The 11,899-nt window shown below is 44.5% G+C and carries 10 protein-coding genes; 1 reads left to right on the top strand and 9 read right to left on the bottom strand.

Translation table 11 applies throughout. The annotated features are described in order from the left end of the window. Positions 1-132 precede the first annotated feature (132 nt). Positions 133-984, bottom strand: coding sequence for a DUF362 domain-containing protein (locus OEV42_07075; protein ID MDH3974024.1), 852 nt, complete (start codon positions 982-984; stop codon positions 133-135). Between the two features lie 514 nt (positions 985-1,498). Here OEV42_07075 and OEV42_07070 point away from each other — a divergent pair. Continuing rightward, positions 1,499-2,224: a TIGR00730 family Rossman fold protein gene (locus tag OEV42_07070; protein ID MDH3974023.1), complete on the top strand. Its 726-nt coding sequence runs from the start codon at positions 1,499-1,501 to the stop codon at positions 2,222-2,224. A gap of 51 nt (positions 2,225-2,275) precedes the next feature. Here OEV42_07070 and OEV42_07065 read toward each other — a convergent pair whose 3' ends face one another. The 8 genes from OEV42_07065 to OEV42_07030 form a co-directional block, all read right to left on the bottom strand. After that, positions 2,276-2,572, bottom strand: a complete 297-nt coding sequence (locus tag OEV42_07065; protein MDH3974022.1) for a zf-TFIIB domain-containing protein — start codon at positions 2,570-2,572, stop codon at positions 2,276-2,278. A 113-nt stretch (positions 2,573-2,685) separates the two neighbouring features. Continuing rightward, positions 2,686-3,642 carry a dipeptide ABC transporter ATP-binding protein gene (locus OEV42_07060; protein MDH3974021.1) on the bottom strand — a complete coding sequence of 319 codons (957 nt, stop codon included), beginning with the start codon at positions 3,640-3,642 and terminating at the stop codon, positions 2,686-2,688. A gap of 4 nt (positions 3,643-3,646) precedes the next feature. Then, positions 3,647-5,542 (bottom strand): tetratricopeptide repeat protein, encoded by a 1,896-nt coding sequence (locus OEV42_07055; protein MDH3974020.1) that lies wholly within the window; start codon positions 5,540-5,542, stop codon positions 3,647-3,649. A gap of 74 nt (positions 5,543-5,616) precedes the next feature. Next, the gene (locus tag OEV42_07050) at positions 5,617-6,483 is read right to left on the bottom strand and encodes an alpha/beta fold hydrolase (protein MDH3974019.1); all 867 of its coding nucleotides are present in this window, start codon (positions 6,481-6,483) and stop codon (positions 5,617-5,619) included. A 12-nt stretch (positions 6,484-6,495) separates the two neighbouring features. Continuing rightward, positions 6,496-7,866, bottom strand: a complete 1,371-nt coding sequence (hemG, locus tag OEV42_07045; GenBank protein MDH3974018.1) for a protoporphyrinogen oxidase — start codon at positions 7,864-7,866, stop codon at positions 6,496-6,498. A 187-nt stretch (positions 7,867-8,053) separates the two neighbouring features. Next, positions 8,054-8,497: a peptidylprolyl isomerase gene (locus OEV42_07040; GenBank protein ID MDH3974017.1), complete on the bottom strand. Its 444-nt coding sequence runs from the start codon at positions 8,495-8,497 to the stop codon at positions 8,054-8,056. A gap of 229 nt (positions 8,498-8,726) precedes the next feature. After that, the gene (locus OEV42_07035) at positions 8,727-9,968 is read right to left on the bottom strand and encodes an LL-diaminopimelate aminotransferase (protein MDH3974016.1); all 1,242 of its coding nucleotides are present in this window, start codon (positions 9,966-9,968) and stop codon (positions 8,727-8,729) included. Positions 9,969-10,127: 159 nt separating this feature from the next. Further along, positions 10,128-11,747 (bottom strand): PKD domain-containing protein, encoded by a 1,620-nt coding sequence (locus OEV42_07030; GenBank protein MDH3974015.1) that lies wholly within the window; start codon positions 11,745-11,747, stop codon positions 10,128-10,130. Positions 11,748-11,899 lie beyond the last annotated feature (152 nt).

Here is an 11,899-nt window from a genome sequence, read left to right as displayed (position 1 = left end):
GCTGTTAATGCCCAAAGCCGTTCTGCTGCCATGCAGCCTTAGCTTAACATGAGCGCCTTTCAAAGCGCTAAATCAAAAAAAGCCGGGTATTTTTTTCTCCTCCCGTCGTCTTTATTGACAACGGGTTATAGGTTATACTTCCAAAACCTGCAAGGGTTCAGCAATACCCAGTTCCCCATTCACCATTGCAATATGCCCTACATGTCTCCAGTCAATATTAAGGGTTTTACAGCCGAAGGCATCGACGGCCAGGGGATCATAACCGGCGATGAGCAGGCCCGGCGGCGGATCACAGGTATGGCCCCAAAGGTGAGATTCGCTCATGCCTATGGTAGCGTCGATGATACTGAAATCGGCATGCCTGTAGCGGTTGAGGTCGGCAAGGGCTTCGTCTATCCCGTGATGAAAAGATGATTTTTTCCAGTGTCCTCCCTGACAATAGTGCGACGGGGGACAGATGCCGACCATATTCTTCATGGTAAGCGTCACTCCGGCCAGAGTATGGGCCTTAAGGACGGGTACGGAGATGAGATAGCTCTCCATGACGATCTGCGGGATATGCATTTGAGGCCATCTTTTCAGTTCCCTTTTTTCAAGCCTTACGGCAGGTTCGAGGTTGAGGTCAACGAGTCTCACATCCTTTTCTATGGCCATGCCCCTATAACCGAGTTCTTTAAAAACATGGTCCGTATCGTAGTCGAGCGATCCCGTACCATCACCGACGAGAATTTCCGCATGAGGAGCAAGAGACCTTAGGCAATCGACGATGGCTCCAACGAGTTGAACGGGAGTTGTAACGGGTGGTTTTGATGTATTGACCAGGTTTGGCTTGATGAGGATTTTCTTCTGTTTTTTAAGAGCGCTTTCAAGATGAGAGCTTTGAAGAAGTTTTTTTACCGGAGTCTCAAAGCCCTCATCCGCTTTGGAGAGCCAGACCCTGCCCTTATTATTGTCTGATTTGTTAGAAGTTCCCATTGCCATCATTGAGTGTACCTTTATACCGGAATTATCATAATAATAACATAAACTTTTAAAATATCCCTTAACGATGTATAATCAAAGTTCAATAATAATCAGCAATGTCCACTTAGGAAATTGCACTGACCTGTCATTTCGAGTACGCCTGAACAAAGTGACAAGTGCCCCCGGGGTGAAAGGAAAAGGCCTTAAGATCTCTCCTCGTGCCTTTCAGAGATCTCCGAGTCGAAATGACAATTCTTCTTCGTTATTCTAAGCAAAAACAGTTGATGCAAATTTCTAACGGAACATCACTGAATAATAATGAAAGTATAAATAGTTTTCATCGGTCAAGGGTGCTTTTTTGCAATCTCTGCGTCAATCTTCGGTTTTGCTTGTGCGATGTACAGTAGTACAACTCGGCGAAACCCTCAATTTCCTTGACCTTGCAAAAAATCCCTCCTTTCCGAATTGAAAACAAAGTTTAATTTATTACAGTTTCTGGATGGATACTAAATACATATAATGGAAAGGTCTTACCATGAATAATAATCACAGGCGCAAGATCGATCTTACCGACAGGGAGCTTAGAGAAGCCCAGTTTCTCATCGATGAATTCAAGGTGGGAGATACGTGGCGAATATTCAAGATCATTTCTGAATTTGTGGAGGGATTTGAAAAACTTGCCGAAATAGGGCCGGCCATTTCCATTTTTGGATCGTCACGTGCAAAAGAGGGGGAGCCATACTACGAAAGGGCGCAGGAACTAGGCGCGCTTATGGCGGAGAATGATATTGCCGTCATTACAGGAGGCGGGCCGGGAATCATGGAAGCAGCCAACCGGGGGGCCTACGGAAAGGGCGGACAATCTATCGGAATCAATATAGAACTTCCCTTCGAACAAAGACCGAATAAATATACGACCGACATTATTACCATGAAGTACTTCTTCATCCGGAAGGTGATGCTTGTTAAATATGCCCAGGCCTTCGTTATTTTTCCCGGTGGCTTCGGTACCATGGATGAGTGTTTTGAGGCCTTGACGCTCATCCAGACAATGAAGATCAAACCCTTTCCTATCATTCTTGCAGGCAGGGAATACTGGGAAGGCCTTTTAAAGTGGATAAGAGAAGAAATGATTGAATCAGGCCTCATCAGGGAGGATGATTACAAGCTTATCCAGGTTATTGACGATATTGGGGAAATTAAGAAGATTATTCTTGATTTCATAGAAAAAGACTCAAGCATGAATTCACTCATTGCTTGAGTCTTTTGTTTTCTTAAAGGTATAAAAATGAGGACTGAGGCAGAAACAGTTCTACCTTGATCCCCAGAACTTATCGAACCAGCTTTTGGCACTCTCTGAACTGGTAAGGGCATCCAGCTCACCGTCGTCGAGCCATATTCCCTTGCATGAAGGGCATTTGTCGATGTTTACTTCATGAAACTCTACTTCAACCAGCTTTTCACCACATTTGGGACAGTGGTTTTTGAAATGTTTTTTAAACTCTTCAATTTCAATTTCATGGTGCTTCTTATCGAGAAGTTCCTTGTCCTTCTTCATAAAATACTGGTCTTCTTTAGCCCTTTTCATATCGTCCCAGGCGTTACTCATGAGATTCCTCCATTAAATTATTAAATGAGCCTTGCGTGCTCAAAATTGCTTTATTTATAAAGTTATTCTACAAAAAGAACCTTTGATAATCAACTTAATTCAGGTACAAAAAATTATACCAGATGGCAGGCTGTTTTGTGACCCCTCTCTATTTCCCTTAATTGCGGCTCTTCACGGCGGCATCGCTCTTCGGCAATGGGGCAGCGCGTATTAAATGAACATCCTGCAGGGGGGGCGATGGGGCTTGGAATATCGCCCTTCAAAAGGGTTCTTTTTTTTGATCTGCCCGGATCGGGCTCGGGAACGGCGGAAAGAAGCGCTTTTGTATAGGGGTGAAGGGGAGCCTTGTAGAGAGACTCGCTGTCACTGGTTTCAACAATCTTACCAAGATACATGACAGCCACCCTGTCGCTGATGTATTCGACAACCCTCAGATCATGGGCGATGAAAAGATAGGTAAGGTTGAGCTCTTCCTGCAGGTCTTTTAGCAGGTTGATGATCTGGGCCTGAATTGATACGTCCAGCGCCGATATGGGTTCGTCGGCAACGATAAAGCGGGGTTCAACGGCCAGCGCCCTGGCTATTCCGATACGCTGACGCTGACCTCCGCTGAATTCATGGGGAAAACGGCCGAGAACCTCTTTGGTGAGCCCGACGGAATGGAGAAGTTCCTCGATTCTCTCTTTTCTTTTTCCTCCTCCAAGGTTATGAATTTTAAGGGGCTCCTCTATGATCTCCCTTACTCTCATTCTTGGGTTAAGCGATGAGAAGGGATCCTGAAAGATGATCTGCATCTCTTTTCTCTTTTGGCGAAGTTCTTTTTCGGAAAGAGAAAGCATGTCTTCTCCTTTGAAAATAACACTCCCTTCCGTCGGTTCAACAAGGCGGAGGATGCTTTTTCCCAGCGTCGACTTGCCGCAGCCTGATTCACCGACAAGGCCCAGCGTTTCACCTTCTTTAATAGCAATGTCCACACCGTCGACGGCCCTGACGAAGCTGGCTTTTTTGCGTAAAAAACCGGACTTTACGGGAAACCAGGTTTTGAGGTTCTTAATGTTGAGCATTTCCATTGTTTTACTTTAATCTCTTTTTCAGGTCTCTTACGATATCATCGTATTGTGAACCGGCATATTTGATAAAAGTCCTGTAACTTTGCCTTGCTTCTTCTTTTTGTCCCATAGCGTCAAAACAGAGGCCCAGGTTGTAATAAGCGATAGCGTAGTCTTTTTTTGTATTTACTGCCTTTTTATAATAAAGGGCTGCTTTATTATAGTCTCTTTTTTCAAGAAAAACATTGCCTATATTACTGAATATATCAGCATTGGGTGAAAGCTTCCCCGTCGCTTCCCACACCATGACGGCCTCATCCTTTTTACCCAGTTCATAATAGATCATACCGAGCCAGTGGGAGGCCTTTACATTGCCTGCATTGGATTCCAGGTCCCCTTTAAGTTCTCTCATCAGCTGCTCTCCCTGGCCGCGACTTAAGGCATCCATCATAAAACTGTTATCAATAGTCCAGGGATTTATTGAAACCCTGTGACCGAAACGTTCAATGAGCGCTCCGTTTGGGGGGCTGTTTTTTACATAGACCCTGACGGCATGGTCCCAATAGACAAGTATCCAGCCCGGGCTTTCGCTAATCCATTCTCCTATAATGTCGAGACCCTTACCGGAATAAGTGATGACGGCATAATTTATATTATACTTTCTGACTGCTTCAAACCACTTGCGGGGAGAGGCCTTTGCTGTAAAATCTTCGACAAATTTGTGGTCATATATTTCCGCTCTTCCGTCGAGGAAGACTTTTTTTTCAGGGTAAAGACTCCAGATGAGGAATCCCCCCAGGTGATAGGTATTATACATATTCCCTTCTATGGGGTGCTTCCTTAAAAATTCCATTCCTTTTTCCGAGTAAGCCGCTTCCCGGCCTATGCCGAAGGAAAACATTCTTTCTCTGGATATTTCACGATAACCGAGAGAAATGAATAAGGTAAGTGCTAATAATAAGAGTGTTGCCTTGACCGGTATTTTTAGCTCTTTTATGCGGCGGGTGTTTGAAAAAAAACTTTCCAGGTTAGAGGCTATGACGGGGGTGACTGCCAGGGAGAAAAGCGCTGTAAAACGGATCGCTTTTATAGACAAACAGGCGAAAAAGAGAAAGAGCAGTATGTCTGCCGCCCTTATATTTCGGCCTCTTAAAATGAAAGAAAGAATTCCGCAGGTAAAGAGCAGTCCGAAGGCGCTGTAAAAGTGATGAATTCTTGTTGGGCGCCATTCTGTGATGGAGGAAAGAACCGATTCTTTGCCGAAGCCCAAGGTGAAAAGAATAAGCTTGAAGCCGTAGGGGTTGATGAGACAGACAGCGGAAGTTAAGAGAAAAAAAATGCCCAGCCCTTTTCCCTTGTTTTTGTTGCCTGAAATTATGACGTCAAGAGCGTAAATGGCAATAATGGCGGGACCGATAATGAAGCTTCCATGCACATTGACCCATAAGAGTTCCAAAAGAGGAAGGAGCCAGAGATAGTTTTTTTGCTTAACACAGTAAAGATCGATAATGTAAATAAAGAGGGGCGTCAGGAGAAACATGAAAATTTGGGGCCTTGCCGTAAACCTGAACCTGGCAGCAAAGACGGCAAGCAGAAGCAGGAGAAGGGCCAGCCACGGATTTGTCCCTCGAAGCCTTGAATCTTTATAAATGAAGAGGAAAGCAAGGGTCAGGAGGAGCGATTTCCCCAGTACAAGACCGCTTGGTCCAAAGAGTGAGTAAACCTTGAAAGCAATAATGCCGAAGAGCCACTCATGGTAGAGCCAGGGTCTTCCCTGAGCGGTAAAGGTAAAAATATCCTCATAGAGGAAGTGCCCTGTATCCAGGATCACCTCTCCCGATTTCATGTGAAACCAGAGGTCCATATCGATGAGCTTGATCAGTGTTAAGGCAAAAAGGACGGCAAATACAGCTATTGGCAAGAGTAAGGTTTCAAATCTTTTTGTTTTACTTTCCAACATTGGGCGATCATAAGACAGGGAAGGATTATAGTCAATTAATTTTGAGAATCAATGATAGCGCTTTTCCCAAGGAAAGGGATTAGCAGCTTTAAAAATTCTTCCGGTTTTTCAATGAAGGGAACGTGCCCCGTCCTTTCAATCGTTTCGAGCCTTGAATCAGGCAAAAGAGGTCCTTTTTTCTCTGCATTGCCCGGAGGGATAATTCTGTCATGACTTCCCCATATGAGGAGCGCCGGTTGTCTGATCTTTTTAAGGCTTTCGTCGGAAAAAGGTCCTGCCGCCTTTCCCTTTCCCATGTTGAAGGCACGCTTTCCTCCCGGTGATCTTATCACTTCAAGGAAGTAAGCTCTCTGATCCACGCCGGGCATAAGGTTCTTATTGAAAATAAGGTAATGAAGAAGTCCTTTTACCGTCTTTGCCGAAGGGAAGATATTGCTCAACATCATGCTGAAAAAAGCTTTTTTCGACATACCTTCCAGGCCGAACCCGCAGCTTCCTGCAAGAACAAGCTTTTCTACCCTGTTAGGGTGGTCCAGGGCGAACTGCATTGCAACGGCCCCTCCCATGGAGTTTGCTGCAATAGAAGCCGATTCGATCCCTGCAGCGTCAACGAAATCGAGAAGCCACCTGGAAAAGAAAACTTTGTCATAGGCCGCCTTCGGTTTGTCTGACTCCCCGTAGCCCGGCATGTCGGGAATGAAAACTTCGAATTCCTTTGCCATTGCCCCCAAAAGGGGAAGCCAGACGAGCCCACCTCCACCTGCGCCATGAAGAAATATGACCGCTTTGCCCTTCCCTGCATGGAGATAGAAGGTTTTGATACTGCCGGTCTCTATGGTCAACTGGTCGATAGAGGCGCTGTGTCTTGAAATAATCCTGCTGCGAATTTCAGATAATGTCAATTTTTTAAAGCCCTAAGCCGGGCAGGCTTGCGGGGTAATTTTTTTAGCGAGATTTACCCCGTTCATAACGCAGTCGGCTACGGAAACCCCTTTGAGGTAATTTCCGAGCAGGTGGAGACCTTTAAAGTCGCAGAGGGCATTTTCTATTCGCTCAAGCCTTTTTCCGTGACCAATGTTGTATTGGGGAATCGCTTTTTTATGCCTAATAATTTTTGAAAAAGAGGGATTGCCTGATATGTGGAGCATGGGTTTTAAATCGGTAAGCACATCTTCCCGTATTTCATCATCCTTTTTGTCCAGAAGAGACCTGTTTTTTGCTCCCCCCATAAAGCAGGTAAGTGAAGCCATACCTTCCGGCGCCCTTCCGGGAAAAAGGGAGGAACTCCAGAGAGAGCCCAGCAGCTTTTTGTTCTCCTTGCTCGGGATGAGGCAACCAAAACCGTCGAGCGGGTGAGATATCTTTTCTCTTTCAAAACCTAAATAGACGACGGCAATGGGCGCATAGTCTATTTGGGCAAGTTCCTGAGCTGCATCAGGAATAAGGGCTGAAAGAATTTCTGCATTGACGTAGGCCGGTGAAGAGAGAACCACCTGATTCGCTTCGATAAGCTTGCCTTCGCCGGTTTTTACAAGGTAGGAATCATCCTTTTTTTCAATGGCTTCCACGCTGACGCCTCCCTGAAACCGTTCGCCAAGGGCTTTCACTATAGCCTCAGGAAGGGCCGACATGCCGCTTTTGAATGAGAATATGCCTTTCCTGCGGCTGCTCTTTTTCCCACCCTTAAGGCCCTTTTTGATCGCCCCAAGGATAAGGCTGCCATATTCCGACTCAAGATCATTCATTTTGGGAAAGGTGCTTCTTAGTTCCAGCTTTCCCGGATCCCCGGCATAGACACCTGAAACAAAAGGATCCAAAGCGTAATCGAGCATCTCTTTTCCAATCCTCCTGGCCACAAAAGAGGCCACACTCTCCTCGGCATCAATACTTTTACCTGCAAAAGGCTCTTTTAGAAGCCTCATTTTTCCGCCAAAACTCCAGAGAGGTGTTCCCAGGAAGTCGGCAAGCCCCATGGGGAGATGAATGAGCCTGCCTCCTTTCATGACGTAGCGTTTTTTCGATATTTCACTGCCGAATACCCTCTCTTCCTCAAGGCCCAGCTCCCTGCAAAGAGAATCTATTTCGTCGTTGGAATTCATCGTCGAATTGGGACCGCATTCAAAGAGGTATCCCTCCTCCTGCCCCGTTTTTATGGCCCCGCCACAACGGGTGTTTTTTTCAAGACAGGTGACATCCATGCCTGCCTTCATGAGGCTGTATGAGGCAGAAAGGCCGGATATGCCGCCACCGATGACGACGATTTTCTTTGACATGACAGAAAAAATCTCCTTTAGCGTTTTAGCTTATTTTTTGAACCGCAGAACAGGCTCCTGGATAAGCAGTATAAACGAAGAACTTTACCACATATATCTCTATGCAACAACAGGATATAGAGCGAAATAAAAAGCCCGCCCTGTTAACAACAGTGGCGGGCTCAATTATAAATTGGGATATCTATGGGAAAAATATCTCTTATACGATAATGGAAGACTGGCTTTCAATATGGAGAATCTTGACGTGGAAGTTAAGTTCCTTCCCTGCCAGCGGATGATTAAAGTCAAGAATGACCGTTTCATCCTTAAGCTCTTTTACAATGGGATAAACCATCTCTCCCTGGGGATTTTCAGCCTGAAGCTGGGCGCCTTCAACTCTTGCCTCTTCCGGTATTTCCTCTTTGGTGACCTCAACAAAAGCCGAGTCGTTAAGAGGACCATAACCCTCTTCCGGTGATACCTTTACATTCTTTTCATCACCGACATTGAGACCTTCAAGCTCCTTTTCAAGTCCCGGAATAATATGATTGCTGCCCTGAACATAAACAAGAGGTTCTCCCCCCACATTGGTATCAACAACGCTGTCATCATCGAGTTTGAGAGTATACTCTATGGAAACCTTGCTTCCTTCTGAAATTGCCATATTTATCCTCCTTATCTGTTTTTTAGTAAAGTTTTCTAACCAACAAAAAGTAATAAAGAGATAAGGGCAACTGCCAAAGATGATCACTCTTCACATTGAAAAACAGCGCTTTATGCTGCAAATAATAAATTACCGGTTGTCAGCTTGTTAGTTTTATGTAAAAGAACTTTTAACTCTATCGTGCTGCCTGTTTATATGCAAGGGAATAATATTTATTCCCCGGCACTCTCTAGAACTCAAAATTTACGTCGGAAAGTCTCTTCTTTATTTCCTCAATGACCCGCTTTTCCTCTTCTGCGCCTTCTGCAATAAAACAGGCAGCAAAGCGGACAAAGTTTCCTGCATCATCCCATGGAACGGTGGAAATAAGCTTTTCCTTGATAAGGTATTGTGAAAAATCTTCCCCTGAGTCAAAGCGGGGACCGCCTTTGACACCTTTAGGGGCCTTGACGTAAAGGTAAAAGGTTCCCCCCGGCATGGATGCCTTGAAGCCGACGGAATTGAGGGCATCTACAAGCATTTTGAGCCTTCTTTCATACTTTGCCGCAATAGCCTCGGTAATTTCCGGATGTTCAAGGCAGTAAATACCGGCTTTCTGAATAGGGATAAACTGTCCCGAATCGTAATTGTCCTTCACGTTGGCAAAAGCGCTTACGACCAGGGGATTTCCGCAAACAAAGGCGAGTCTCCAGCCGGTCATGTTATAGGCCTTTGAGAAGGAGTGAATCTCTACGGCAACCTCTTTTGCACCCTCAATAGAGAGAATGGAAAGAGGCTCATTCTTTTCATAAACAAGGGCCCCGTAAGCGGCATCCTGGATAATGACGACACTGTTTTCCTTTGCCCAGGCAATGGCTTCTTCATAAAATTCCTTTGTTGCCTGAGCCCCTGTGGGATTGTTGGGATAGTTGAGGTAAAGGAGTTTTGCTTTTTTCGCAATATCTGCGGGAATTCCCTTGAGGTCAGGGAGAAAACCATTTTCTTCAAGCAAGGGAAGGTTGTGAACTTCACCGCCATACCAGGATGTATGAGTGGCTGTTACAGGATAGCCCGGTGCCGTCATAAGCATAACATCGCCGGGATTTATAAAGGCTGAAGCCATCATGGCAAGAGCAGGCTTTGATCCGATGGAGTGGACAACTTCCCTTTTCGCATCGAGCCCCTTGACGCCGAAGACCTTATCCATATATAGGGTGGCCGCTTTCTTAAGCTCATCAATACCGTTATCGGCATAGCCCCTGTTTTCAGGTTTTTCAGCTTCCAGTTGAAGCATCTTTACCACACCGGGAAAGGCCATTTCATCAGGCTCACCGACGCCCATATCAATGAGTTCCACACCGGGATGGGCCTCTTTGGCCGCAGCCTTTGCTCTCTTTATTTTTTCAAACTTGTAAATCTTGGTGTCTTTACCAAACATATTGCCGCCGATTCTCCCGGCAATCAGGTTTTGAATATAGCTCTCGTTGGCCATTTTTTTCCTCCGATTAATCTAAAATAAAGTGGGCTATCTTAACAGAAAAGGATTTAATTGTAAACCTGATGCAGTGAAAATACTAAGGCTGGTGATATTATATATAAATAAAAAAGGGCAGCCTTTTGCTGCCCTTCTATTCTAAAGAATTGTATTTACTTAATGTAAATTTGCTGAAACGGAAAAAGAGATTAAAGCTGTTTCTGCATTGGTTGAAGTTATAGATATATCACCCGAATAATTAAGTCCTCCACCATATAGGAAATCCACACGGAGATGGTAGTTTCCGCTCTCATCAGTAGCCACATGTAATGGAGCGTTGACCGGTGTATTGTTGTCATATAGCTGAATGATATTTTGCTGGTCCCGAGACAGAGCTGAATCAATTATAATATCTGTGTTATTTACTGGTTCTCCACTGTCGTTAATCAAGGAAATTGTAAAATAGGTATAAGATACAGTTAATGCCACAGTACTCCTATTTTGAAAAGTATAACTGATAGGGTTAGCCAATATGGTTACCAGGGAATTGGCAGTTATGGTGACAGAATCTTTTGTGCTCCATTCCTGTCCATCAAAAACATCCAGTTCGATGACATAATCACCAGTGATATCTGCTGTAAAGATTGGGTTTGATAGCGATGAATCATCCAGTGTGGCTGTGCTTCCTTCCGGTGAAGAAATGATTACCCAGCGATAGCTTAGATTATTGCCATCGTCATCATTGCTCCCGCTTCCATCCAGGGTAACTACTGTGCCTAACGATACATTCTGATCAGGGCCGGCATTGGCAATGGGAGCAGTGTTCGGAAAATCTCCATAAGGAGTGTTGTCATTTTCATCCAAAGTTCCATCATTATCGTCGTCATCATCAAGCCAGTTCACTGTACCATCATCGTCGGTATCGATGAAGAGGTTCATATCGGGAACCTCCATGATACTGCCTGAGACATTGAGGGACCACCGCTCCAGGTTGTCTCTGATCTCATCAGGGTTAATCTGTCCCTCGGCAAGGAGCAAACCGTCAATCAGTGATTGGTTCTCAATTGTACCATCGGTGGAAAAATCGCTGGAAAATGTATTAAGCAGAAATGTAAGTTCGGAATCGAGAGAGCTTCCATTTGATGAGTCACGATTTGATAAGAAACGATTGGCCGCATCCTTATAAACGATGGAAGACAAGGCAAGCAGGTAGGCATTTCCACTATTTGTGTCAGCGTTTTCCAGGATGTTGAGGTCAGTAAAACGGGTAATGCCTGCTGATGGCAGAAGTGTATTTAATACTGAAAGCAGTTCTGACTCTGCTGTCCCGATGGCTTCTGTCACCTCTAATCCATCATTTGACATGAGATATAATACTCTTCCACTTATCAAATGAGTCATAATATTGACAAAGGCTTTTTGTTTGTTGTTTTGGCTAACTTCATATATGGCTCTTAGTGTTAGTGTTCCTCCCGAAAGGTTACCTGTCAGTTCATTGAGATGACGGCCTGTTGCTTCAATTTGAACAGGACCCGTTTTTTTACTCTGGAAATTAAAATTACCCAGATTGTCGAGGGTATGTATCAGGAAAGTACTTCCTGTAGATTGGCCATCATTGGTAAGTTCATTAATATATATTGAAGAACCGACGACATAAGGCCCTTTTTGGACTGCACCGGCAATATCGATTGTTTCTGGAGTCTGGTTTACGCCTCCACCTTCGTTGCCACAGGAAGTGGATAATAATAAAATAAGGATATAAAGAATAGAAATATTAATAATGTGAAATTTTCTCAAGTTAGCTTGCTCCCTGTTATCAATCTTAAGTTTGTTATAATTGTATAGCATAAAAAAACATTGATTGCAACATGTCTCACGAAAATAGGGTGGAATGTGGAATGATTTAATTGTGTTTTTCCATGTAATTTATTGAATCATTTTTTTTTCAT

Source organism: Deltaproteobacteria bacterium (genome assembly GCA_029860075.1).
In the GTDB taxonomy this organism is placed as follows: Bacteria; Desulfobacterota; JADFVX01; order JADFVX01; family JADFVX01; genus JAOUBX01.
The sequence above is the reverse complement of the archived record's forward strand: the minus strand, read 5'-3'. Positions and strand labels throughout refer to the sequence as shown.

Excerpts from the sequence above, each read along its gene's own strand:
- OEV42_07075 (MDH3974024.1), bottom strand. The coding sequence starts at position 984 with ATGATGGCAATGGGAACTTCTAACAAATCAGACAATAATAAGGGCAGG.
- OEV42_07070 (MDH3974023.1), top strand. The coding sequence starts at position 1,499 with ATGAATAATAATCACAGGCGCAAGATCGATCTTACCGACAGGGAGCTT.
- OEV42_07065 (MDH3974022.1), bottom strand. The coding sequence starts at position 2,572 with ATGAGTAACGCCTGGGACGATATGAAAAGGGCTAAAGAAGACCAGTAT.
- OEV42_07060 (MDH3974021.1), bottom strand. The coding sequence starts at position 3,642 with ATGGAAATGCTCAACATTAAGAACCTCAAAACCTGGTTTCCCGTAAAG.
- OEV42_07040 (MDH3974017.1), bottom strand. The coding sequence starts at position 8,497 with ATGGCAATTTCAGAAGGAAGCAAGGTTTCCATAGAGTATACTCTCAAA.
- OEV42_07035 (MDH3974016.1), bottom strand. The coding sequence starts at position 9,968 with ATGGCCAACGAGAGCTATATTCAAAACCTGATTGCCGGGAGAATCGGC.